The organism is Mycolicibacterium alvei (assembly GCF_010727325.1).
Taxonomy (GTDB): Bacteria; Actinomycetota; Actinomycetes; order Mycobacteriales; family Mycobacteriaceae; genus Mycobacterium; species Mycobacterium alvei.
The window spans coordinates 3,991,990-4,016,522 of the sequence record NZ_AP022565.1 but is presented as its reverse complement, the minus strand read 5'-3'; the positions used below and the strand labels follow the sequence as shown (position 1 = coordinate 4,016,522).

Here is a 24,533-nt window from a genome sequence, read left to right as displayed (position 1 = left end):
CAGGCAGTGCACGCTCGCGGTGCCCAGGTGGAGAGAAATTAGATCGGCGTCAGTCCGTGCTTGCGCAGCGTCTTGGGACCGTTCTGCTTGTCGCGCAGCAGCTTCAGCGACTTGCGCAGCAACAGTCGGGTCTCGTGCGGTTGGATCACGCCGTCGATGTAACCCCGCTCGGCCGCGATCCACGGCGTGGCCAGGTTGAGGTTGTAGCCCTCGATGAAGTCGGCGCGGATCTTCTGCACCTCGGGTGCGGTCGGATCCGGGAACCGCTTCACCAACAACTGCGCGGCGCCCTCGGCGCCGATCACCGCGATGCGCGCGGTCGGCCAGGCGAAGTTCAGATCCGCCGACAACTGCTTGGAACCCATCACCGCATACCCGCCGCCATAGGCCTTGCGGACGACGATGGTCACCTTCGGCACGTCGGCCTCGACGATCGCGTTGAAGAACCGGCCACCACGCTTGATGATGCCGTCCTTCTCCTGCTGCACGCCCGGCATGGCGCCCGGGGTGTCGACCACGAAAACCAAAGGCAGGTTGAAGGAGTCGCAGAACCGGATGAAGCTGGCGGCCTTGTCGGAGGCATCCGTGTCCACCACACCGGACAGGAACATCGGCTGGTTGGCGATCACGCCGACCGGCTGGCCGTCCACCCGCGCGAACGCGGTGATCATCGCGGGGCCACGCTGCTCGGCAATCTCGAAGACGTCACCGTCGTCGAAGATCCGCAGCAGAATCTCGTGCATGTCGTAGGCCGTGTTGTCGGCGTCCGGCACGATCGAATCGAGCTCCAGATCGTGCGGGGTGATCTCGGGCTCCAGACCCGGGTTGACGATGGGGGCATCGTCGAAGTGATTGGCGGGCAGGAACGAAAGGTAGTCACGCACGTACTGGAACGCGGCCGCCTCGTCCTCCACAACCTTGTGGATATTGCCCCGCTGGGCCTGCACGTCGGCGCCGCCGAGCTCGTCGAACGTCACATCCTCACCGGTGACGTCTTTGATCACGTCGGGGCCGGTGATGAACATGTAGCCCTGGTCGCGCACCGCCACCAGCAGATCGGTCTGGATCGGCGAATAGACCGCGCCGCCGGCACATTTGCCCAGAATGATGGAGATCTCCGGGACCAGACCGCGCAGCATCTCGTGCCTGCGGCCGAGTTCGGCGTACCAGGCCAGCGAGGTCGCCGCGTCCTGGATGCGGGCGCCGGCCGAGTCGTTGATGCCGATGATCGGGCAGCCGACCATGGCCACCCACTCCATCAGCTTGGCGACCTTGCGGCCGAACATCTCGCCGACCGAACCCTGGAACACCGTCTGGTCGTGGCTGAACACCCCGACCGGGCGGCCGTTGATGGTGCCGTGCCCGGTCACCACACCGTCGCCGAAGAGCGCGTTGGGGTCACCCGGAGTTTTGGCCAGGGCACCGATCTCCAGGAAGCTGCCCGGATCGACCAGCGCGTGGATCCGCGCGCGGGCGCTCGGAATGCCCTTCTTGTCCCGCCGGGCGATCGCCTTGGGATCGCCGGGCTCCTTGGCCAGTTCCAGCTTCTCGCGGAGCTCGGCCAGGAGTTCGGCCGTGGTCTTGTTCGTCACTTGCTCTCGCTCTCCACAGTCGACATTGTCGCTTCGCTCTGGATCCGGCTGATCGCCTCGCTCAGGTGAGCACCCACTTTGGCAATGTACGGCTCATCGATGGCCTGAATGTGCTCGCCCCCGATGGGCAACACCTCAAGATCCTTGACGAACTCGCCCCAGCCGCCGTCGGGCTTGCGGGTCGCGTACGCGGGCTCGAAGACGATGGCGTCATCGTGGTACCGGTCGGCCAGGTAGAGGGTGACGTGCCCGTCGTACGGCTGGATCTCGATGGTGTCCAGCGCCCGGTTGTCCAGGTACGACGTGCGCTGGTGCTCGATGATCCCGCCCGGGATCTGCACGCCGCTCTGCGCGACGATCTCCAGCACGAACTTGACCTGGCCCTCGTCGTCGAGCTTCTCCAACTCCTCGTAGGGGATGGCCGGGACCTCGACGTTGAAGGTGCGCTCGGCGAACCGTGCGTAACGGTCCCAGCGGGCGCGCATCCCTTCCTTGCTCTGGTCGATCGGCTCACCGGGAAGCGCGAGGTCGATCAGCCCGACGAACCGGACATCGGCACCGGCGCGCTTGAGGCCGATCGCACACGCGTAGGCCAGAGCTCCACCCAGCGACCAGCCGGCCAGGATGAACGGTCCCTGATGCATCTCCAGCAGCTTGGGCACGTACTCGGCGGCGCGCTCCTCGATGGAGCCTTCCACCCGCTCGATGCCGTACACCGGGGTGTCGGCCGGCAGCCGCTTCATCAGCGGCTCGTAGACCACGGTCGAGCCGCCCGCGGGATGGAACACGAACAGCGGAACCTTCGGGCCACCCTCTTTCGCGGGACGCAGGGTACGCACGAACCCGTCGACCACGCCCTCTTCGAGCTGATCGCGCACGATCGTGGACAGCTCTTCGATGGTCTTGGCCGAACGAACCTGCTCGACGGTGACGGTGCCCTCGGCGCGCTCGGAGAGCCGCTCGGACAATTTGGTCGCCGTCTCGACATCGACGAACGGCAGCTCGTTGAAGATGCCGCCCGGCGACTTGCCGGTGACGATCGCCCAGGTGGCGAAGGTGACCCGCTCCGCGGCGTCACGCGGGGGCACGTCGGCGCCGAGCGCCTCGGTGACGGCCTCCTGGGTCAGCACCTTGGCGGCTGCGGCGGCTGCCGTGGCCTTGCTCGGTCCCGACGGATCACTCGGCGGGGCCGGGATGGAGGGTCCACTCGGGTCGCTCGGCGGGGCCGGAATGTCCAGTCCGGATGCGGCTTCCGTAGCTTCGGGGGCTTCGGATTCCTTCTCCGCCAACGGGTGCCCGGCCTCTGCCAGCTTGGCCTCCAGTTCGGCGACCGTGGACGCCCCACCCAGCAGCTCAGACTGCTCGGCGGCGATCTCCTCGGCCGTCTTGCCCTTCTGCGACTCGGCGATCTCCTCGACCTCGTCGCGGTGCTCGATCGCGTACTTGATCAAGTCCTCGACGTTGTACAGGTTGGCGTCGCGGACCGCGGTCAGCTGGATCGGCGGCAGGTCGAAGTCGTACTCGACCCGGTTCTTGATCCGCACCGCCATCAGGGAGTCCAGGCCCAGCTCGATCAGTGGCACCTCCCACGGCAGGTCCTCGGGCTCGTAACCCATGGCGCCACCGACGATGGTGCCGAGGCGCTCTGCGATGGTCTCGCCCGAGTCGGGTGACCACTTGGCAAAGCCCGCACCGAGATTGGCGCCCTTGGTCAGGTTGTCGGACAGAATCGCCGCATCGTCCTCGACCTCGGGCTCAGCCACCGGTTCTGGCGCAGCCGAAACCTGCTCGGCGACAACACCGGCACCCACTGCGGTCGGCAACGCGGCCGCGGCTCCCCCACGGGTCACGATCGCGTCGTACACCAAACAGAAGGAAGATTCGCCCCCATTATCCAAGCGGGCATGCACCTGCACCGAGGCACCGCCCGGGTGCCGGGTCAGCGTGGTGACCAGACGCGAGCCCTCGGCGGGCACCGCGCGCTGCTCGGAGGCGGTCAGCTTGGCATCCGGAAGCACCTGCGCGGCAGCCGCTTTCACCAGTGCGGCGAGGTCGGCGGCGCCCTTCGACACGAACTCCCAGACATGCTTGCCGTCGGGTGTCGCGACGTGGTTGCCGGGCATCACGGCCGAGCTGTCCGCGGTGAACTGGGCGTCCAGCCAGTGCTGCTTGCGCTTGAACCGGGTCGGCGGGATGTTGGCGAAGTCCAGCGCACCGGCCAGGCCGCTGGACTTGCGCGGGAACAGGGTCCGGAAGTCCAGGCTGTGACCGTGCACGAACAGGTGCGCCATGGCCGTGACCATCGACTCGACCTCGTCCTGCTTGCGGGCCAGGGTCGCGATCAGCTGTGCATCATGAAGTCCAGCTGAGGCCGTGGTCAACCCGACCTGCATGAGTGCCACCGGGTTCGGCGCCAGCTCAAGGAACGTGGTGTGACCGTTGTCCACCGCGTTGCGGATGCCGTGGGTGAAGTAGACGCTGTGACGCAGCCCCTTCTTCCAGTAGTCCACGTCGTGGATCGGCTCGGCGCCGGCCCGAATGAACTTGCCCTCGTGCACGGTCGAGAAGTAGCCCGTGGTCAGCGGATGCGGTTCGATACCTTGGATTTCCGCGGAGAGCTCACCGAGCAGCGGATCCATCTGCTGGGTGTGGCTGGCGCCCTTGGTCTGGAGCTTGCGGGCGAACTTGCCCTCGGCTTCGGCCCGGGCGATGATCGCGTCGATCTGCTCGGGCGGGCCGCCGATGACGGTCTGGGTCGGGGCGGCGTAGACGCACACCTCGAGGCCCGGGTAGTCCGCGAAGACGGTCTTGATCTCGTCGGCCGAGTACTCGACCAGGGCCATCAACCGGATGTACTCACCGAACAGCATCGCCTCGCCCTCACCCATCAGGTGGGCGCGCGAGCAGATGGTCCTGGTGGCGTCGGCCAGTGACAGGCCGCCGGCGAAGTAGGCGGCGGCCGCTTCACCGAGCGACTGTCCCACCACCGCACCGGGTTTCGCGCCGTGGGCCTTGAGGAACTCACCGAGCGCGATCTGGAGGGCGAAGATCACCGTCTGGACCACTTCGATGGGGTATTCGCAGGTGTCGTTGGTGTAGTCGATCGCGTCGTCGAGAATCAGCTCGACGACCGAGTACCCGCGCTCATCCTGGATGTGCGCGTCGACCTTGTTGATCCATTCGGCGAAGACCGGTTCGCGCAGATACAGGCTCTTGCCCATCTTGCGGTGTTGCGCACCGAAACCGGCAAGCACCCACACCGGCCCGTTGGTCACCGGGCCGTCGGCCGAGATCACCGTCGGATGCTGCTTGCCCTCGGCAATCGCCCGCAGGCCCTTGATCGCCTCGTCGTGGTCGTGGGCCAGCACCACGGCGCGGGAACGGCCGTGGCTGCGGCGCGACAGCGAGCGACCGATGGATTCCAGCGACGACGCCCGCCCCTCTTCGCTGTCGATCCAGTCCGCCAACTCGGCAGCGGCGACCTTCTTGCGCGAGGTCAGGAAGGCCGAGAGCGCCAGCGGGACAAGCTTCTTCGTCGGCTCAGCAGCCTCTGCCGCCGCCAGCTCCTCGCGGGCCGCCTCGATCAGCCGCAGCGCCTCGTCGGTCAGGCCGGGCAGCTCGTGGTGCGCCTCGTCGTAGGCCGGGTATTCGTCAGCCTCGGGCTCGTCGTGAACGAACTCGCCGTACTCGTCCATCCGCACGCCGCCGACATAGGTGGCGTTCGCCTCGTCGGCGGTCGACTTGTCCTCGACCACTTCAGGTTCCGGCTGCGGCTCGACCAGATCCGACGGCAAGACCTCGCGCAGCACCAGGTGGGCGTTGGCGCCACCGAAGCCGAAGCCCGAGACACCCGTGATGGCGTGCCCGCTGTAGCGCGGCCACTCCGAGAGTGTGTCGTTGACCTTGAGGTGTTCCTTGTCGAAGTCGATGTAGGGGTTGGGGCCTGCGTAGTTGATCGAGGGGGGCAGCTTGTCGCGCTGCAGCGCCAGCGTCATCTTGGCCAGGCTGGCCGCGCCTGCGGCCGACTCCAGGTGTCCCACATTGGATTTCACCGCACCGAGCAGAGCGGGCTTGTCGGCATCGCGGCCGCGGCCGACCACCCGGCCCAGCGCGTCGGCCTCGATCGGGTCACCGAGGATGGTGCCGGTGCCGTGCGCCTCGATGTAGTCGACGTCGCGCGGGTTGATCCCGGCGTCCTTGTAAGCCTTGCGCAGCACGTCTTCCTGCGCGTCCGGGTTGGGCGCGAGCATGCCGTTGGAACGGCCGTCATGGTTGACCGCACTGCCGGCGATCACCGCGAGAATGGTGTCCCCGTCGCGGCGGGCGTCGGAGACCCGCTTGAACACCAGCATGCCGCCGCCCTCGGAGCGCGCATATCCGTTGGCGTCCGACGAGAACGACTTGATCCGGCCGTCCGGGGCCAGCACTCCGCCGACCTCGTCGAAACCGATGGTGACGATCGGGGTGATCATGGCGTTGACGCCGCCGACGATCGCCACGTCGGCCTCGCCGGAGCGCAGTGCCTGCACACCCTGGTGCGCGGCGACCAGCGAGCTGGAGCAGGCGGTGTCGACCGACACCGACGGTCCGCGGAAATCGTAGAAGTAGGACACCCGGTTGGCGATGATCGAGGTGGCGGTGCCGGTGATCGCGTAGGGGTGCGCCGCCGTCGGGTCCATCAGCGCGAGGAACTGGTAGTCGTTGTTGGAACTACCTACGTACACAGCGACATTGGTGCCGCGCAGGCTCGAGGCCGGGATGCGGGCGTGCTCAAGGGCCTGCCAGGTCAGTTCGAGCGCCATCCGCTGTTGCGGATCGATGTTGTCGGCCTCCATCTTCGACAGTGCGAAGAACTCGGAGTCGAAACCCTTGATGTCCGAGAGATAGCCGCCGCGAATGCTGGCCTTGCCCACGCGTTCGGCGATCCGCGGCTCAGCGAGGAACTCCTCCCAGCGGCCCTCGGGCAGATCGGTGATGGCGTCCTTGCCGGCAAGCAGCGCGTCCCACATCTCGTCGGGGGAGTTCATGTCCCCCGGGAAGCGGGTTGCGACACCGACGATCGCGATGTCCTCGACATCGGCGGCGCGCGACCAGTCCTCGTCACCGGTGTCCTCGGGCTCGGGCTCGCCCTCGATGATCACCGTCGCGAGCGACTCGATGGTCGGGTGCCGGAAGAGCACCGTGGCGGTCAGCGTGACCCCGGTGAGGTCCTCGATGTCGCTGGCCATGGCCACCGCGTCACGCGAGGACAGACCCAGTTCGATCAGCGGGGTGGTCTCGTCGATCGCATCGGGCGACTGGCTCGTAGCGGTGGCCACCGCCTTGCGCAGCCACTCCCGCATCTCCGCGACGGTCAGGTCGGGACGCGAGGCCGGCTGGCCTGCAGACTCGGTGGTCGCTGGAAGATTCGAATCGCTTTGGGTTTCATCCATGTTCAAGTCACCTTCGTCGTGCATCGGGCGCTGGGCGGCGTGGCGCCTAGCTCAGTCAGTCGTCCGTCTCGTCCGGGAACGCGTTGGCGATCTTGCCGCTGCGCAGAGAGCCGTCCAGGTACGCCGAACGGCAGGCCCGGCGACCGATCTTGCCGCTGGAGGTACGCGGGACGGCGCCGGCGGCGGTCAGCAACACGTCGCGCACGGTGACGCCGTGCCGCACGGCGATCGCCGCGCGGATGTCATCGGTGATCGGACCGACTTCGAGCTTGTGCGAGCCGGGTGCCCGCTCGGCGACGATGACCAGCTGCTCGGAGCTGTCGTCCTCGTCACGGTGCAGGCCGGCGTGTGCGTTTTCGAACACCTCGTCGGGCAGCTGGTTGGCCGGCACCGAGAAGGCCGCCACGTAGCCGGTGCGCAGCGCCTTGCTGGCTTCCTGCGCCGAGTACTCCAGGTCCTGCGGGTAGTGGTTGCGGCCGTCGATGATCACCAGGTCCTTCACGCGGCCGGTGATGTAGAGATCACCGTCGTAGAAGGCGCCGAAATCACCGGTACGGACCCAGGCGGCGTCGTCTTCAGCGCCCTCGGCGTGTGACGGGCTGGTCCGCGATTTGAGGGTGTTCTGGAAAACCTGGACAGTCTCTTCGGGCTTACCCCAGTACCCGGTGCCCATGTTCTGGCCGCTCATCCAGATCTCGCCGACCTGTCCGTCGGGCAGCTCGGTCGCGCTCTCGGCGTCCACGATGACGGCCCACTCCGAGACGCCGACCTTGCCGGCCGAGGCCTGGGCGACCGCCTTTGGCGAGTCGCCGTCGACCTCGACGATGCGGCCGCTGTTGAGCGCGTCGCGGTCGACGTAGATGATCTTGGGCTCTTCGGCGGCCGGGGTGGTCGACACCATCAACGTCGCCTCGGCCAGGCCGTAGGACGGTTTGATCGCCTTGGCGGGGAAGCCGAACGGGCTGAACGCCTCGTTGAACCGGCGCACGGTGGCTGCCGAGATCGGCTCGCTGCCGTTGAGCACGGCCTTGACGTTGGACAGGTCGAGCGGCGCGCCATCTTTGGGCACACCCCGGGCGGCAGCGTGGTCGAACGCGAAGTTCGGGGCCACCGAGATGACACCGCCGGTGTCGCCTTCTTTGCGGGCCATCTCCCGGATCCAGCGCTCCGGCCGGCGCACGAAGGCGGCCGGGGTCATGAAGGTGAAGTAGTGGCCGATCATCGGCGCGATCAACCCGGTGACCAGACCCATGTCGTGGAAGAACGGCAGCCAGGACAGGCCGCGGTCGCCCTCCTCGCCTTCGAGCGCCTCGACGATCTGCACCACGTTGGTGGCCATGTTCAGGTGGGTGATCTGGACACCGGTCGGGATCCGGGTCGATCCGGAGGTGTACTGGAGGTAGGCGATGGTGCTCTCGTCGACGTCCTTGAAGTGGACCCAGGTGGCGGCGACGTCATCGGGCACGGCGTCCACGGCGATGACCCGGGGACGCTGGTTGGCCGGCCGGCTGCGGAAGAACTTGCGGACGCCCTCGGCGGCGTCGGTGGTGGTCAGGATCGCCGACGGGTGGCAGTCGTCCAGCACCGCGTGCAGGCGGCCGACGTGTCCGGGCTCGGACGGATCGAACAGCGGCACCGCGACGCGGCCGGCGTAGAGCGCACCGAAGAAGGCGACGAGGTAGTCGAGGTTCTGCGGGCAGAGAATGGCCACACGGTCACCAGGCTGGGTGACCTGCTGAAGGCGGGCGGCCACCGCCTTGTTGCGCGCACTGAACTGGGCCCAGGTCAGGTCACGGGCGACGCCGTCGCGCTCGGTCGAGAAGTCCAGGAAGCGGTATGCCAGCTTGTCGCTACGAACCCTGGCCCAACGCTCGACGTGTTCGACGATGCTGGCGCCGTCAGGGAACTTGATCTGACCGTCCTTGATGAACGGATTGATGAACGGCATTTAACTCTCCTGTCAGAGCCGCACTCGTCGCTTTGTCGCACGTCACTGGTGGTGCGTCGCAGCCACTCGGCGGCCGGCACATACCCAAACCCGACGATCGTACCGGGCTTGCAGATCCATGCCACGAATCAGTTGACGGGTCTATTCAACCCACAACCCGCGCACGAAGCTCTTATTTTTCTCTTAATGTTAGGGGACCGTGACGGTCCCGGCCAAATCCGGTGCGCGAGTCGTGTCCCGGGGCGTGTTCGTGTCACCCGTGCTTCGGATGAGGCGCGTTCTCCACCAGGCCCCTGGCCCAGCCCAGTGTCCATTGCGTGGCGGTCTCCCCGTTCTCCACCCAGAACTGCGGGGTGTTGTACAGGGCGTGCACGGGACCGGCCGCGCTGCCGGTCAGTGTCTCCAGGGTCTTGGGCAGGTTGAAGATCGAGAACGCCTCCTCGGGCGCCGAGCAGATGAGATCGCCCTTGCCGCAGATCTGGTTGGTCCGGTCGTCGAGCGCCCCGAAGCCGCCCTGCCGCGGACCCGTCATGGTCAGGCCCATCCCGGACAGCACTGACAAGTCGTGCAACGTGATCTCGGCGCCTTGGCCGGGTGGGTTCGGGCCCACGTCCTGACCGACGCCGAGCTGGCGGCGGCCATCGGCGATCAACGTCGCACCCAGCACCAGATCCTCGTCCACCGGGCCGCGCCCGTTGCCGATGTCGCTGGCCAGGTCCCCACCGATCACCGCGCCCTGCGAAAACCCGGCGATCACATAGCTGGTCAGCGGGCAGCGGTCGTTCATCTCCGTCATCGCCTTCACCGCGGCGCGCTTCCCCTCGGCGCGACTGTCGTCGTAGGACATCTGATTGTCGGCGGAGAACGGATTATGGAACTGCGCGGTGTAGGGCACCGTGTAGACCTCGAGGCGGTCCCTTCCGAACTGCTCGGCCATCGGCCGACTGATATTGCTCATCAGCGACAGCGGGAACTGTGTCGGGTTGAACGGGTCGTCCACCGGTGAGGACTCCCAGGTACCGGGGATCGAGAGCAACATGACGTCGGGACAGTCGGCGGACTGGAACTCCGGACGCGGCTTACGCGTCGCCGACGGGCCCGGCACCCCGGCCGGGGGCTGGGCCGTCGGCGGTCCCGACGGGCTCTCGGGGCGACGCATGTAGATCACGATCATGGCGGCCACCAGCACCACCACGAGTGCCATCGCCGCGGCCGCGATCAGGGCCAGGATGCGGTGCCGCTTCCTGCGGCCGGCATTTTTTGCCATGGGTTACTCGGGCTCCTCGCGTGCGGTGCGGTGATCTGCGTCAGCAGAGATGTTCGGTGGCGATACGGATGTAATCGGTGGCGGCGGCGTCGATCTCATCGGGCGTCGGGCTCTCCGAGGAATGGGCAGCCCGGACATCGTTGCGTACCAACGGCAGGACCAAATCCCGCACGGCCTGGTCGCTGAGCCTGGCGGCGTGGGCCTGGCACACATACGACCCGATCGACAGCGCCAACAGCTCGCTGGACGGGTCGATCCCGGTCCCCTTGAGCTCATCGAGATAGGTGTGCTGCTGCGAGGTGATGGCCAGCTCGCCGGGGCGACCCTCCTCGGGCGGCGCGGATGCCGCCTGCGGCTGCGCCCCGTTCACCAGCGACGCAGGCTGTGCCAGGGGCGCCATGATGTCACCGCTCGCATCGCACGCCGTCAGCAACGACGCAGCGGACACCGCTACCACCAGGGCGGCCGACCGTACCGTGTGCTGCACGCCTCCACCGTACCGGCTGGTGAAAAGTGTCCCGGCGCAGCTGATTCTGATCATTCCGGCTGGCGGCTCGGACTGCTACTTGATGGTCGCGACCAGTTCGCCCGACAAATATGCAAGCTGCGGGGCCCAGCTGCCCCAGTCGTGCTGGCCTCCGGCCGGAATGTCGAAGTGCCCGTTGCTGCCGCCGACGGAGCGGTAGTGCTGGTAGAAGGAACGGTTGCTGCCCTGCGCCAGATCGCAGACACCGATCATCGCGGCCGGATCACTGCACGTCAGGGTCGCGGGGCTGTACACCCAGAGGCGGGTGTTGGCATCGGCCAGCAACTGCACGTGCACGTCGGGGTCATGCCACTTCCAGCGGCCCAGCTGTGGGGCGCCCCACATCCCGTAGCTGTCCACCCCGCCGAACTGCGCCATGCCGGCGGTGATCGCACCGTTGAGGGTGGTGGCCGACGGGGTCAGGAAGCCCGACAACGATCCGGCGAAGCGGAATCGGTCCGGGTGGAACGCGGCCAGCGTCAGAGCGGCGGTGCCGCCTTGCGCGGCCCCGACGACCCCGTGCCCGCCCGGGGCCAGGCCCTTGTTGGCGGCCAGCCAGTCCGGCAGCTCGGCAGACAGGAAGGTGTCCCACTGCTTGCTGCCGTCCTGCTCCCAGTTCGTGTACAGGCTGAACGCGCCGCCGGCCGGTGCCGCCACCGAGATACCGCGGCCGCCCAGGGTCGACATCGCATGACCGGCGTTGACCCAGTTGCTGACGTCAGGAGCCGCGTTGAACGCGTCGAGCAGGAAGACCGCATGCGGACCACCGCCCTGGAATGCCACGGGGATGTCGCGCCCCATCGCCGCCGACGGGACCATCAGGTACTCGACACCGTCAGCCCGGGCCGGCGCGGCCGTCGTGGACACGGCCCACAGTCCGGCACCGAGCACCGGAGCCAGCAGCGCCAGCAGCATCGCTCGCGTCAGATTCAACGCACGTCTCATCATCAACCTCTCCCGCTGCCTGCCGGACTCGAAAGTGCCCCCGCACACGTAACCCGGGTTGTAGTGAACCACATCGACCTCACAGCTGGGGCGGCAATCAGCGGCCGCCGAAACGGCTGACGGCGGCGATCCGTGAGGATCGCCGCCGTCAGGCGTCGTTCGCGTTAGGTCGCTACCCGTCGCCGGATCAGGCGGTCGGGGTGGCGCCCAGGACCCGCTGCAGGTCGGGCTTCATGGCCTGCACCTGCTGGCCCCAGTACGCCCAGTTGTGCGTACCGCTCTGCGGGAAGTTGAACACGGCGTTCTTGCCACCGGCCGCGATGTACTTCTCCTGGAAGGTCGAGTTCGTGCGGCACACGAAGCCCTCGAGGAACTTGGCGGGCATGTCGGCGCCACCCAGCTCGCCGGGCTTGCCGTTACCGCAGTAGACCCAGAGACGGGTGCCGTTGTTCGCCAGCGTCGCGACGTTCTCGGTCGGGTCGTTGGCCTTCCAGGCGTTGCCCGGATCGCCGGTCTTGCCCCACATGTCATCGGCCTTGTAGCCGCCGGCGTCACCCATCGAGATACCGATCAGCATCGGCCACCAGCCCTCGGACGGGTTCAACGTGCCCGACAGCGAGGAGGCGTAGATGAACTGATCCGGGTGGCGAGCCGCCAGCATCAGCGCCGACGAACCGGCCATCGACAGACCGACCACCGCGCTGCCGGTCGGCTTCACGTCACGGTTGGCTGCCAACCAGGACGGCAGCTCGCTCGTCAGGAAGGTCTCCCACTTGTAGGTCTTGCAGCCGCCGTCCTTGCTGCCACAGGCCGGCTTGTACCAGTCGGTGTAGAAGCTGGACTGGCCACCGACCGGCATCACAACCGAGATGCCCGAGTTCAGGAACCACTCGAACGTGGGCAGTTCGATGTCCCAACCGCTGTTGTCCTCACGGGCGCGCATACCATCGAGCATGTACAGCGCGGGCGAACCCGGGCCACCGCTCTGGAACTCCACCCGGATATCGCGTCCCATCGCTGCCGACGGAACCTCGAGGTACTCGACCGGCAACCCGGGCCGAGACCAAGCTCCCGCTGTCGCCGAGCCGCCTGCGACGCTCACCAAGCCCGGCAGCACGGCCGCTGCCGCAACCGCGACCGTCAGCCGGCGCGACAGGCCGCGCATCTTTTCAACGAACTTCATACCGCTCCCTATCTGAATCTCTTCTTCGTATTCCGCACATCGATGTCAGGACCGACGTAAGCGGCTCACGTGCCCGTGTAGTCAACCACACGATTACGCGATGCTTCTCTTCAGTAGTTGTCGTCCCTGATCACTCCTCAGCCGTCGATGGTCGCGATCAGGTCTGGTTCTCGCGCCCGCATCTGAGCCGCCCGGTAGGGCCAGATCTCCAGGCTGCCGGTGCTCCTCGCGGGGTTGGGGCCGGGCCCCTCGTCGAGGCCGGTACCACCGCCCGGCCCGTAGCACACCGACAGTGACGCAGCGCACGCCGAGACTTCCGCTGTGAGGAACGTCTCCCATATATAGGCGCCGGTCGGCTCGACCGGCAGCCCCGCACGGGAGGAGGTCAGCATGGTTTCTCGTACCGTCCGTTCAAGATCGATCACGCAGGCTCGTCTGGGTATCGGCGCCGCCCGCCCGGGCGTTACCGAATACATAGAATTCGGTTCCTGCTATCTCGCCCCCGTTAGGGTCCGGTGGCGGGCATCCCCGTATACGGCGGGTTCTTCGGTTCGGGGACCGGCAGGCCGCACCGCTTCAACTCGTAGAGCGGCACGCGGTCGATCCGGTACTTGGTGAACTCGTACGCGTGCGCCAGGTTGGACAGGAACCGCCGCGGGCTCATCTCCCCGCGCACCGAGTTCAGCATCGACTCGGTGGCCGGGCAGTCGATCGCGACCTCGGCCTGCGAGATCCATTCCTCGTCCAGGTAGGCCGGGATGTACGGCCTGGTCTTGAGGAACGGTCCTTCGGCGACGGCCCAGTCCGGGAACAGGTTCTTGTCGTGGCCGATGCGGCCGTCGGTCAGCCGTTGGGTGTGCATCGCCAGCGGATTCGTCAGGCCGATCTGATCGATGACCCGTACGTCGAGCCCGACGTTCATGCCCAGCATGCCCATGTTTGTGAAGAACACGGTGTGCGGGGTTTCCAACGCCCGACGGGCCTCCGGAGTGAGATCGGGCGGCGGCGGATAGGCGGGCACGACGTCCCATTGGTCATAGTTGCCGGACGGCAACAACAACGCCCCGTCGGGAGTGTTGTTGATCGCGGTCAGCACCGCACGCATGCGCGGATAGTCCAGGTAGTCGGCGGCGGTCAGCGGGTGCGCATGGCCGGTGGCCTGCGAGTAGAACCGGCGCTCGTCGACGATGCCGGTGTAGGTGACGCGGGTGCCGTCGGCCCCCAGACCCGGAGAGTTCGCAGCCCAGATCGACCAGCCCACCACCGAGGCCCACAACACGCTGGTGGCCGCGGCCAGCAGGTACCCCGTCTCCCGGGTGAACCTGGCGCCGTCGGGCAGCACGACCGGAATGACCGAAACCGGCATCAGCATGCAGAACAGCGGCGCCAGCAACACTCGGCCGTGCATGAAGTCGCCGCCCTGCCGCACCCAGTAGATGCCCTGCAGCAACCCGCTGGCGAACATGAAAAGCACTACCGCAGCCGGACTTTGGACGGTGCGGGCCAGCCAGCCGTACCCGCGGGGCACCTGATGGCGTACCCACCACGGCCGGGTCCTCGTGGCCAGCAGGACCACCCCGAGCGCGGCGAGCAGCAGTACCGGCACCCACAGCAGGTACGGATTGTTGAAATTGCTCAGATAGGTGAAGCCCTGTGACCATTTGGCGCCCGACGCGTCCTTGGCCACCGCGGTGCCCGGCACGATCAGCGCGTAGTAACCCATCCGGAAGATCTGGTAGGCGACCGGTAGAAGACCGCCGGCCACCACGATGAGGACCCGGCGCCGCCAACCGCGGGCCGCGATTAGCATCATGACCAGCGCGCCGCCGCCGATCAACGCCAACTCGGGGCGGATCAGCACGCTCAACCCGGCGACGGCGGCCAGCGTCCCGTCGAAGAGCCGGCCTTTCGGTGTCGCGCGCAAGGCCTGCGACCAACACACCAACATCCACCACAGCAGGCCCAGATAGGCCAGGACCAAACCGTTTTCGAGCCCGGAAGTGGCGAAGTCGCGGGCCGGCGGGATGGCGATGTAGACCAGCGCGCCTGCGGGCAGCAGCAGCGCCCGACGACCCTGCAGGCTGGGGGCGTACAACCGGCCGGTGCCGAGCATCGCCAGCACGACGCCGAGCACGCTCAGCGTCAGTGCAAGGGCCAGCACCACGTACTCCATCCGGACCGGACCACCGAGCCACGCGCCCAGCGTGACCAGATAGGTCCACGCAGTGGAGGTGTTGGCCTCGATCCGTTCGCCGGCATTGAAGACCGGACCGTTGCCCGCCAACAGGTTCCGCACCGTACGCAACACGATCAGGCCGTCGTCGGCGATCCAGCGGCGCTGCCAGGCACCCCAGCCGAACAGCCCGGCCACCACGACGACGCTCACCCACAGGCTGATCCGCACCGTGACGTGGTACGGAAACACCGGCCACCGCGCCAACCGCGCACCCACGCCGCCCGCCAGGCGGCGCAGAATAATCCGATCAGCTGAAGTAGATGGCTGCACCGATGGTTCCGATCCAGGCCAGGAACAGGATCTGCAGAACTCTGTCTTTCAGCGCAATCTCCTCAGGCTCACCGGCGATGCCACCATCGATGTCCACCGCATAGCGCAGGATCGCGATGGTGAACGGAACCATCGTGATCGCGTACCACGATGCGTCCTGGCCGTCGAGCCCCAGCGCGTCGTTGGCGCTGTCGCGCCCGAACGCCCACAGGCCGTAGCAGAGCACCATCGCGGTGGCCGACAACGTCCACACGAAACGCAGGTAGCTGCTCGTGTAGCTCTCCAGCGACTTGCGGATCTTGGCACCCGTGCGCTCGGCCAGTTGCAGTTCGGCGAACCGCTTTCCGGCCGCCATGAACAGCGAGCCGAAGGCCATCACCAACAGGAACCATTGCGACAGCGGGATGTCAGCGGCCACGCCACCGGCGATGGCGCGGAGCAGGAAGCCCGAGGACACGATGCAGATGTCGAGCACGGCCTGGTGTTTGAGCCCGAAGCAGTAGGCGAGCTGGATGGCGATGTACACCGCCATCACCAGTGCCAGATTCGGTGTCAACAGCCACGAGATGCCCAGCGAGGCCAGCGCGAGCACGATTGCCAGCACGTAGGCCAGCGACTCCGGCACCACGCCGGCAGCGATCGGCCGGAACCGTTTCGTGGGATGGGCGCGGTCGGCCTCGACGTCGCGGGCGTCGTTGACCAGATAGATCGACGATGCCGCCAGACAGAACACCACGAACGCGATCGACACCTTGTAGGCAAGGTCGGCGTAGTTGTACTCGATGCCGCTGCCGACCGCAGCCAGCGGCGCGGCCAGTACGAGCAGGTTCTTGATCCACTGGCGCGGACGGATCGCCTTGATCAGCCCGGCGGCCAGATTCTTGGGCGGCCCGAGCTCCGGGGGCGCTTCCTCACTCATTTGGCCACCGTCTCCTTCGGCCCGACACCGGCAGTTTTTCCGACCACAGAACCCACGAGCGTCCCGACAGCCACGCCGGTGACCACGTCGCTGGGGTAGTGCACACCCAACACCAGACGTGACAGTGCCATGGGCACCACCAACGCCGCGCGCACCGGCAGACCCGTCGTCCGGGCCAGCAGCACCGCGGCCGCGGCCGTCGAGGTGGCATGTGCCGAGGGGAAACTCAACCGGCTCGGCGTCCCGACGTTCACGGCGATGTCCGGGTGGTGCGGCCGCTCACGGCGTACCACCCGCTTGATCAATACGGCGGCGGCGTGGGCGGCAAAGGCCCCGAAGCCCACCGCGAGCCAGGACCTGCGCTTGGCCGGTTGGGCCAGCGCACCCGCGGCCGAGACCGCGAGCCAACCCAGGCTGTGCTCGCCGAAATGCGACAGCGCACGGGCGCCGGTCAGTACGCCCGGCCGGGTGGCCAGGGCAGACTGCACGGCAACCAACACGGCGTCCTCGCCGCGCGGGGCATCGGTCATGTCAGTTTTTCTCCGCCGACTCGGTCAGCAACACCGTCTCCCACTTCTGGGTGCTGGTCAGCACCGGCAGCGCCTCACGATAGACCTTGCGCATCCGATCGAACTGACGGACCACACGCATCTGCTGGCGCAGCGAGGTGCGCAGCAACGCGAACATCTTGGCCCGGTCCCGCTGCCGGTACACCACACCACGCCCATCGGCGGTGGTGACGGTGACCCCGTCGGCCCGGGACAGGGAGAACCAGCGGGCGTCCTGGGTTGCCACGTTGATCTGCGGCCGGATGTGGGTTTCCGGGTCGTGCTGACGCAGTTGGTGGACTACGCCGCGGGCCAGGTGCACCATGATTGCCGGCTTGGAGGTCGGGATGCCGATCCTGCGGCGCTTGAGATCCGAAGCCGGCGGCAGTTCGGTGGCGCCGGGCAATACGACGGCGTCGGGGAACTGCTTACGCATCTTGTGTACGTCGGGCAGGGCCGATTCCAGGATGGAGAAGATGTGCTCCGGGCCGGCCAGGAAGTCCTCCATGGCCTGGTTCTGGATCGCGACCGTCGAATACTCAAGGCACAGCAGGTGTTTGAACGTGGCCTTGAGGTGGCTGGCCATCAATCCCCGCACGTCGCCGTCCCAGTGCAGTGCGGACACCACCAACCGGTTGCGCAGATGGAAGTACGCCTGCCAGTCGATGGCGTCGTCCTTGTCGCTCCAGGCCATGTGCCAGATCGCCGCGCCCGGCAGGGTGACCGTGCGGTATCCGTGCTCGGCCGCGCGCAAGCCGTATTCGCAGTCGTCCCACTTGATGAACAGCGGCAGCGGTTGCCCGAGTTCTTCGGCCACCTGCCGCGGGATCATGCACATCCACCAGCCGTTGAAGTCCACGTCGATCCGGCGGTGCAGCAGCTTGCTCCGGTCGGATTCGGTGTCGTCCAGCGGGTACTTGGCGAAGTCGTGGTCGTACTCGGTGTTGGGGGCCGCCGACCACATGAAGTTCGTCCGGTCCACCATCTCGCCCATGATGTGCAGGTGTGAGGGCTCCTGCAGGTTGAGCATCTGGCCGCCCACCAGGATGGGTTCCTTGGCGAACCGGTTCATGGCCAGGGCGCGCAGGATCGAATCGGGTTCGATGCGGATGTCGTCGTCCATGAACAGGATCTGCTCACAGTCGGTGTTCTTCAGCGCCTCGTACATCACCCGGCTGTAGCCGCCGGACCCGCCGAGGTTGGGCTGGTTGTGGATCGACAACCGCTTGCCCAGCGCGGCGGCCGCAGCCTCGAACCCGGGGTGGTCCTTGGCCTTGTTGTTGCCCTGGTCGGACACGATGACCGCGCTGACCACCTCGTCCACCAACGGATCCGAGGTCAGGGCGGCCAGTGCGTTGACACAGTCCGCGGGCCGGTTGAAGGTCGGGATACCCACGGCGACGTTGGCCCGGCCGGGCGCGGGCGACGGGGCATACCAACCGGCACTGTGCACCCGCACCGCGGTGTCGGTGGTGATGTCGAACCAGATCCAGCCGCCGTCCTCGAAGGGGGTCAGGTCGATCTCGAACTCGACTGTGGCGCTGGCGCCGCCATCAGGCCCAGTGGCGGTTCCGCCAGTTCCGCTGGAGACCGGGGCGCCACCGACGCTGATCCGCGCACCGGTCGCCTTGGACCGGTACACGTCGATGCGGGCGGTGCCGGTCAGCTCGACGCGCAGGACTACCGACTTGCACGTGGACCAGCGCCGCCAGTAGCTGGCCGGGAACGCGTTGAAGTAGGTCGCGAACGAGATGCCGGATTCTGCGGCGATCTCCAGGGTTGTGCGGGTCGGCGCATGCGCCCGGCGGGCGTTCGTGGCGTCTTCGACGAGATAGAGCTTGCGGACGTCCAGTGGCTCACCTGGTCGCGGCAGGATCACCCGGGCCAGCAGACTGACCGCCCTGGATTCTCCGGCGGCAAGTGCGCCGGACGGGATGTCACTCATGCGTTGCTGCTTTCCTTGTCGGTCTGCTCGGTCACCAGCGGCGCACCGTCAGCCAGGTGCGGCGCCAGGGTGTTGTCGTACATGTTGAGCGCACTGGCGATCGCCATATGCATGTCGAGGTACTGGTAGGTGCCCAGCCTGCCACCGAAAAGCACCTTCGCCGAGGCGGTTTCGGCCTTGGCCCGGGCCCGGTAGGAGGCCAGCAGGGCGCGGTCGGCCTCGGTGTTGATCGGGTAGTACGGCTCGTCGTCCTCTTCAGCGAATCGCGAGTACTCGCGCATGATCACCGTCTTGTCGGCCGGATAGTCCCGCTCGGGGTGGAAATGCCGGAACTCGTGGATTCGTGTGTAGTCCACGTCGGCGTCGTTGTAGTTCATGACGGCGGTGCCTTGAAAGTCCCCCGTATCGAGCACCTCAAGATCGAAATCCAGTGTGCGCCAGCCCAGCCGACCCTCGGAATAGTCGAAGTAGCGATCCAGCGGGCCGGTGTACACCACCGGGGCGTCGGGGCTGGCGGCGCGCAGTTCTTCGCGGACGTCGAACCAGTCGGTGTCCAGCCGCACCTCGATGCGGTCATCGGCGGCCATGTTCTCCAGCCAGGCGGTGTACCCGTCGACCGGCAGGCCCTCGTAGGCGTCATTGAAATACCGGTTGTCGAAGGTGTAGCGCACCGGCAGCCGGGTGATGTTGGCCGCCGGCAGTTCCTTCGGGTCGGTCTGCCACTGCTTGGCGGTGTAGGCCTTCACGAACGCCTCGTACAGCGGGCGCCCGATCAGCGAGATGGCCTTCTCCTCGAAGTTGGCCGCCTCATGCCCGGCGATCTCACTGGCCTGCTCCTTGATCAGGGCGCGCGCCTCGTCCGGGGTGAAGTACCGGCCGAAGAACTGCGAGACCAGGCCCAGCCCCATCGGGAACTGGTAGGCCTGCCCCTCATGCATCGCAAAGACGCGGTGCTGGTAGCCGGTGAAGTCGGTGAACTGCCGCACGTAGTCCCACACCCGCCGGTTGGACGTGTGGAACAGGTGGGCCCCGTACTTGTGGACCTCGATACCGGTCTGGGGTTCAGCTTCCGAGTAGGCGTTGCCGCCCAAATGGGAGCGCCGTTCGATAACAAGGACTCGCTTGCCCAGCTGTGTTGCCGCGCGCTCAGCGATCGTCAGTCCGAAGAACCCGGAACCCACGATGAATAAGTCGAAATGGCCGCTGGACTGGTCGGTAGCGACCCGAGGAGATAAGGACGTCATCGGCAGCCAGGGTATCCGACCGCGCCCCTGTGCCCCGAATTCGGCAAGGGCCCAGGTCGCAATTCGCTCACGATTCAATATCGTCACTTCAGACACACCAGTAACAGCTTTAACATCGATCTCGTCGGTATTCATGGGCTTCACATCAACTGGCCCGGAACACCGATGAAGCAAGAGGAGAGCAACCACCTGCAATCCGCAGTGCAGTCCTTGGCTGCAAACATATTGAGGAGACTTCCGTGCCGAACCGCCGTCGACGCAAGCTCTCGACAGCCATGAGCGCAGTCGCCGCAGTGGCAGTCGCAAGTCCAGTCGCCCTAGTTGCCGTGTCGCAGCTTTCCCCCGCACCGCAGGAGCGCGAGTTCACCCAGGCCGCGCTGGTCACCGACCTGCCCGGTGAACTGATGTCCGCACTGTCGCAGGGCCTGTCCCAGTTCGGCGTCAACCTGCCGCCGATGCCCATGCTGGGCGGCACCTCGCCGACGCCGACGCTCGGCTCGCCGACCCTGACCTCGCCGGGACTGATGTCGCCGGGGTTGACATCGCCGGGATTGACCGCGCCAGGCCTGACCGATCCTGGTCTGACATCGCCCGGGCTCACGGCTCCGGGGCTCACGTCCCCTGACGCCGCGCTGACCAGCCCCAATGGCCTGTCACCCAGCTTGACCTCGCCGACGGCCGGGCTGCCGGCTGCACCCGACGGGCTGACCAACCCGGCGCTCACGCCGCCGACAGCCGGCTCGCTCACCAACCCGGCGCTGACGCCGGGCGGGTTGACCACGTCGCCCACCGCCTTGGGCGGCACGGGCCTGACCACCTCACCGGTGGGCCTCGACCCGGCACTGTCCGGTGGGCTGCCGGCTCCGGGTGAGGTGCCCATCTCGGCTCCGATCGGACTGGATCCCAGCGCAGGCACCTATCCGCTCCTGGGCGCCGACCCGTCGCTGGCCGCGATGCCGGCCACCAGCAGCGGTGGCGGTGGACTGTTCGGCGACCTGTCCAGCGCAGCTCAGCAGCTCGGTGCCGGCCAGGCCATCGACCTGCTCAAGGGCATGGTCATGCCGGCGATCACCTCGGCGATGAAGCCTCCGGTGCCCGCGCCGGCCCCGCTCCCGGTGCCGCCGCCCGCATAAGTACAGACCTGCTGAGAAGAACGGCACCGCAGAAGCCCACGGCTCTGCGGTGCCGTTGCGTGAATCCGAGTTGCGCAAAAGAAGGCGCACGCGCCGTGTCGAATCATTCGTAACACCAGACCCATACGTAACATCAGTCCGTGCAGTCCCGCCGTTCCGCGCCGTCGATTCTCTTCACCGCACTCGCGGCGACGGTCATGATCGTGCCGTGGGCCATCTCCGGATCCGACTCGGGCGAACAACATGACCCAGCCGACACTGCACCGAAGCTGACACAGCAACCACTCGACAAGCTCGCGGTCGGTGAGAGCATCCGCGAGATCCACCAGGACAGCCCGTTCTCGATGGTCGCGCTCACCTCACCCGACCTGCGCGGCACCTCCGCCCGGGTCCGCGCGCGCCAGGACGACGGCACCTGGGGTCCCTGGTACCAGGCCGAGAACCTCGACGGGGTCGGCGCCGACACTCCCGGCCCGCGAGGCACCGAACCGGTGTTCGTCGGCCGCACCACCACCGTGCAGATCGCCGTCACCCGTGCACCCCAGACGCCCGCCCCGCCACCGCGCGGGAAAACCGGTCCGCCCAAACCGGACCTCGGCTACCTGCCGGCGAACGTCGAAGCACCCATCGGCCAGAACGTCACCGCGGTGCTGATCAGTCCGCCCCAATCCCCCGTCGACGTCGGACCGCTGCCGACGGCCGCGATCAACCCCGGCCAACCACCGACCATCATCGGCCGTGCACAGTGGGGTGCCGACGAATCGATGCGATGCGGAAACACCGTGTACGACAGAGGCATCCGGGCCGGCATCGTGCACCACACGGCAGGTAGCAACGACTACGCCCCCGAGGACTCGGCCGGCATCATCCGGTCGATCTACGAGTACCACACCCGCGAGCTGGGCTGGTGCGACATCGCCTACAACGCCCTGGTCGACAAATACGGCCAGGTGTTCGAGGGCCGAGCCGGAGGCATGGACAAGCCCGTCGAGGGATCGCACACCGGCGGCTTCAACATCGACACCTGGGGTGTGGCGATGCTGGGCGACTTCGACGTCGTGCCACCCACCGAGATCCAGGTGCGCAACACCGCACGCCTGCTGGGGTGGCGCCTCGGACTCGATCACATCGACCCGCACGGCACCGTCGTACTCACCTCCGCCGGCGGGTCGTTCACCCATTTCCCCCGCGGCGCCACCCCGACGCTGCCTGCGATCTTCACCCACCGCGATGTCGGCATCACCGACTGTCCCGGCAACGCGGCCTACGCCCAGATGGACCGCATCCGCGACATCGCCGCGCGTTTCAACCGGCCCCCCGGCCCCGAGGATCTGGCCGACCAGATGCGCGGCGGCGCGATCTATGCCCGCTGGCAGGCGGCGGGCGGACCGGCCGGGCTGCTCGGAAACCCGACCTCACCCGAGACCCCCGGCGAAGGGGCCGCCCGCTACGCCACCTTCGAACGCGGCGCCGTGTACTGGTCACCGGTCAGCGGTGCACAACCGGTCACCGGCGCCATCTACGAGGCCTGGGGAACCCTGGGCTTCGAGCGCGGAGTCCTGGGCCTGCCGACCAGTTCGGAGATCCCCGAGCCCCAGTGGATCGTGCAGAACTTCCAGCACGGAACATTGAATTTCGACCGCGAGAAGGGCACCGTCACCCGCGTCGTCGACGGCGTGCCGGTGGAACTGGCCCCGCCGTCACCCGAACAGCAGCCGGTGCAATTGGAGCGTTTCACCCCGATCACCTGATCGGTCAGGACCACCAGCGTTCGAGCACCCGGGCCACCCCGTCCTCGGCGTTGGTCACGGTGACCTCGTCGGCGGCGGCCAACGCCTCGTCGTGGGCATTGCCCATCGCCACACCGCGCCCGGCCCAGCTCAGCATCGGTACGTCATTGGGCATGTCGCCGAACGTGACGACGTCGGCCGCGGTGAGCCCCAGCGGGGCGGCCAGTTCCTGCACACCGGTGGCCTTGCTGATTCCCAGCGGCAGCACCTCGAGCAGGCCATTGTTGGTCGAATAGGTGATATCACCTTGCAAACCAACATGTTTGAGCAACTCCACAGCCATATCGGCGCTGCGCGCACCGGGCATTCGGATGAGCAGCTTGACCGCAGGAGCGCTCAGGAGATCCTCGACCGACACCTCGGTGTTGTCCGGGTTGAGCCAGGCGTGCTCGTAGCCCGGCGAGCTGACGAACTGCGGGGTCGCCGCGTCGTGCGCCGAGGCGCCCACCCGTTCCACTGCCAGCCCCGCGCCCGGGATCACCCGCGTGGCGATCTCGGCGAGCTCACCGAGCGCCTCGGGTGAGAGCGTGCGCGTCGACACGATGCGGTCGGTGGCCGGGTCGTAGATCACCGCGCCGTTGGCGCACACCGCCATCGGCGCCATGCCCAGTCCGTCGACTACCGGCGCGATCCACCGGGGCGGCCGTCCGGTGGCCAGGACGAACGTCGCCCCTGCCTCCACCGCGGCCCGTACCGCCGCCCGCGTGCGCGGCGTGACCTTCTCGTCGTCGTCGAGCAGCGTTCCGTCCACGTCGGTGGCGATCAGCCCCGGCGTCCGCTCGGTACCCGTCACGTTCTCCCCGTCGCTTCACGCTCGGCACGCTTGCGCGCACGTTCGGCCAGTTCGGCCTCGTCGAGTTGCTTGGCCTGCGCCGGCGTCGGCGCGCTTCCACCCAGTCGCTGGGGAACCCAGTACGCCCCGGCCGGCGCGGGGTAGTCCCGCTGAGCCCGGTCCAGCATCGTCGACATCCGGGCCCGCAACAAGGCATCGACCTCGACCACCGAACCGGTCGCCACCAGCGGCTCGCCCACCACCACCGTCACCGGAATTTTCTTGTGCCCCAGCGACTTCGGATGATCCTTGGTCCAGATGCGCTGGGCGCCCCAGACGATCAGCGGGACGATCGGCACCCCGGCCTCCTGCGCCATGCGCGCCGCACCGGTCTTGAACTCCTTGAGCTCGAAGCTACGACTGATCGTGGCCTCCGGATACACCCCGACCAGCTCGCCGTGGCGCAACGAGTCCACCGCCACGGAGTAGGCGCCGGCTCCGGCTTTGCGGTCCACCGGAATCGCACCGGTGTGCTTGATCAGGTAGTTGACGATCTTCACCCGCCCCATCTCGGCCTTCAACATGAAGCGCATCCGACGGCCACGTTCGGTCGCAGCCAGCGCGGCGGGCAGGAAGTCGACGTAGCCGGTGTGATTGATGGCGACGACGGCGCCGCCCGTGGCCGGAATGTTGTCCAACCCACGAAAGGTGATCCGGGTTCCGGTGACCCTGACCGCGAGCCCTGCGGCAATCTCCAAACTTCGGAAAACCGGTTCCATCCGA

17 protein-coding genes are annotated in these 24,533 nt (G+C 67.2%); 2 read left to right on the top strand and 15 right to left on the bottom strand.

Translation table 11 applies throughout. From position 1 onward, the window contains the following. Positions 1-38: 38 nt before the first annotated feature. The 13 genes from G6N44_RS19120 to glf form a co-directional block, all read right to left on the bottom strand. Entirely contained in the window at positions 39-1,592 is a 1,554-nt protein-coding gene (locus G6N44_RS19120) for an acyl-CoA carboxylase subunit beta (protein ID WP_163666592.1), read from the bottom strand. Then, a complete protein-coding gene (pks13, locus tag G6N44_RS19115; RefSeq protein WP_163666589.1) occupies positions 1,589-7,024 on the bottom strand; it encodes a polyketide synthase Pks13 in 5,436 nt (1,811 codons plus the stop codon). The genes G6N44_RS19120 and pks13 overlap by 4 nt, the downstream gene beginning before the upstream one ends. Before the next feature lie 55 nt (positions 7,025-7,079). Continuing rightward, positions 7,080-8,972, bottom strand: coding sequence for a long-chain-fatty-acid--AMP ligase FadD32 (gene fadD32, locus G6N44_RS19110; protein WP_163666588.1), 1,893 nt, complete (start codon positions 8,970-8,972; stop codon positions 7,080-7,082). A 253-nt stretch (positions 8,973-9,225) separates the two neighbouring features. Then, a complete protein-coding gene (gene culp6 / locus G6N44_RS19105; protein ID WP_163666586.1) occupies positions 9,226-10,239 on the bottom strand; it encodes a carboxylesterase Culp6 in 1,014 nt (337 codons plus the stop codon). 40 nt (positions 10,240-10,279) lie between these two features. Continuing rightward, positions 10,280-10,726 (bottom strand): DUF732 domain-containing protein, encoded by a 447-nt coding sequence (locus tag G6N44_RS19100; protein ID WP_163666584.1) that lies wholly within the window; start codon positions 10,724-10,726, stop codon positions 10,280-10,282. Between the two features lie 75 nt (positions 10,727-10,801). Then, positions 10,802-11,710, bottom strand: coding sequence for an alpha/beta hydrolase-fold protein (locus tag G6N44_RS19095; protein WP_163670151.1), 909 nt, complete (start codon positions 11,708-11,710; stop codon positions 10,802-10,804). 187 nt (positions 11,711-11,897) lie between these two features. Further along, on the bottom strand, positions 11,898-12,893 hold the full coding sequence (locus G6N44_RS19090) for an esterase family protein (protein WP_163666582.1): 996 nt from the start codon (positions 12,891-12,893) through the stop codon (positions 11,898-11,900). Positions 12,894-13,030: 137 nt separating this feature from the next. Then, complete coding sequence (locus tag G6N44_RS19085; protein WP_163666580.1) at positions 13,031-13,318, bottom strand: hypothetical protein; 288 nt, start codon at positions 13,316-13,318, stop codon at positions 13,031-13,033. 80 nt (positions 13,319-13,398) lie between these two features. Then, positions 13,399-15,399 carry a terminal beta-(1->2)-arabinofuranosyltransferase gene (gene zomB, locus G6N44_RS19080; protein ID WP_372508106.1) on the bottom strand — a complete coding sequence of 667 codons (2,001 nt, stop codon included), beginning with the start codon at positions 15,397-15,399 and terminating at the stop codon, positions 13,399-13,401. Next, the gene (locus G6N44_RS19075) at positions 15,377-16,318 is read right to left on the bottom strand and encodes a decaprenyl-phosphate phosphoribosyltransferase (protein WP_163666578.1); all 942 of its coding nucleotides are present in this window, start codon (positions 16,316-16,318) and stop codon (positions 15,377-15,379) included. Before G6N44_RS19075 ends, zomB begins: the two co-directional genes overlap by 23 nt. Then, positions 16,315-16,848 (bottom strand): phosphatase PAP2 family protein, encoded by a 534-nt coding sequence (locus G6N44_RS19070; protein WP_163666576.1) that lies wholly within the window; start codon positions 16,846-16,848, stop codon positions 16,315-16,317. The genes G6N44_RS19075 and G6N44_RS19070 overlap by 4 nt, the downstream gene beginning before the upstream one ends. Position 16,849: 1 nt before the next feature. Continuing rightward, entirely contained in the window at positions 16,850-18,811 is a 1,962-nt protein-coding gene (locus G6N44_RS19065) for a glycosyltransferase (protein ID WP_163666574.1), read from the bottom strand. Continuing rightward, on the bottom strand, positions 18,808-20,055 hold the full coding sequence (glf, locus tag G6N44_RS19060) for a UDP-galactopyranose mutase (protein ID WP_163666572.1): 1,248 nt from the start codon (positions 20,053-20,055) through the stop codon (positions 18,808-18,810). The genes G6N44_RS19065 and glf overlap by 4 nt, the downstream gene beginning before the upstream one ends. A gap of 239 nt (positions 20,056-20,294) precedes the next feature. On the opposite strand from glf, the gene G6N44_RS19055 reads away from it, so the two are divergent. Both G6N44_RS19055 and G6N44_RS19050 read left to right on the top strand, forming a co-directional pair. Then, positions 20,295-21,188 carry a hypothetical protein gene (locus G6N44_RS19055; protein WP_163666570.1) on the top strand — a complete coding sequence of 298 codons (894 nt, stop codon included), beginning with the start codon at positions 20,295-20,297 and terminating at the stop codon, positions 21,186-21,188. Positions 21,189-21,328: 140 nt separating this feature from the next. Continuing rightward, positions 21,329-22,939, top strand: coding sequence for an N-acetylmuramoyl-L-alanine amidase (locus tag G6N44_RS19050; protein ID WP_163666568.1), 1,611 nt, complete (start codon positions 21,329-21,331; stop codon positions 22,937-22,939). Between the two features lie 4 nt (positions 22,940-22,943). Here the strand turns inward: G6N44_RS19050 and G6N44_RS19045 are convergent, their stop codons facing one another. Then, complete coding sequence (locus G6N44_RS19045; RefSeq protein ID WP_163666566.1) at positions 22,944-23,771, bottom strand: HAD family hydrolase; 828 nt, start codon at positions 23,769-23,771, stop codon at positions 22,944-22,946. Beyond that, on the bottom strand, positions 23,768-24,529 hold the full coding sequence (locus G6N44_RS19040; RefSeq protein ID WP_163666564.1) for a lysophospholipid acyltransferase family protein: 762 nt from the start codon (positions 24,527-24,529) through the stop codon (positions 23,768-23,770). Before G6N44_RS19040 ends, G6N44_RS19045 begins: the two co-directional genes overlap by 4 nt. Positions 24,530-24,533: the final 4 nt, after the last annotated feature.

Excerpts from the sequence above, each read along its gene's own strand:
- pks13 (WP_163666589.1), bottom strand. The coding sequence starts at position 7,024 with ATGGATGAAACCCAAAGCGATTCGAATCTTCCAGCGACCACCGAGTCT.
- fadD32 (WP_163666588.1), bottom strand. The coding sequence starts at position 8,972 with ATGCCGTTCATCAATCCGTTCATCAAGGACGGTCAGATCAAGTTCCCT.
- culp6 (WP_163666586.1), bottom strand. The coding sequence starts at position 10,239 with ATGGCAAAAAATGCCGGCCGCAGGAAGCGGCACCGCATCCTGGCCCTG.
- G6N44_RS19095 (WP_163670151.1), bottom strand. The coding sequence starts at position 11,710 with ATGAGACGTGCGTTGAATCTGACGCGAGCGATGCTGCTGGCGCTGCTG.
- G6N44_RS19090 (WP_163666582.1), bottom strand. The coding sequence starts at position 12,893 with ATGAAGTTCGTTGAAAAGATGCGCGGCCTGTCGCGCCGGCTGACGGTC.
- G6N44_RS19075 (WP_163666578.1), bottom strand. The coding sequence starts at position 16,318 with ATGAGTGAGGAAGCGCCCCCGGAGCTCGGGCCGCCCAAGAATCTGGCC.
- G6N44_RS19070 (WP_163666576.1), bottom strand. The coding sequence starts at position 16,848 with ATGACCGATGCCCCGCGCGGCGAGGACGCCGTGTTGGTTGCCGTGCAG.
- G6N44_RS19065 (WP_163666574.1), bottom strand. The coding sequence starts at position 18,811 with ATGAGTGACATCCCGTCCGGCGCACTTGCCGCCGGAGAATCCAGGGCG.
- glf (WP_163666572.1), bottom strand. The coding sequence starts at position 20,055 with ATGACGTCCTTATCTCCTCGGGTCGCTACCGACCAGTCCAGCGGCCAT.
- G6N44_RS19040 (WP_163666564.1), bottom strand. The coding sequence starts at position 24,529 with ATGGAACCGGTTTTCCGAAGTTTGGAGATTGCCGCAGGGCTCGCGGTC.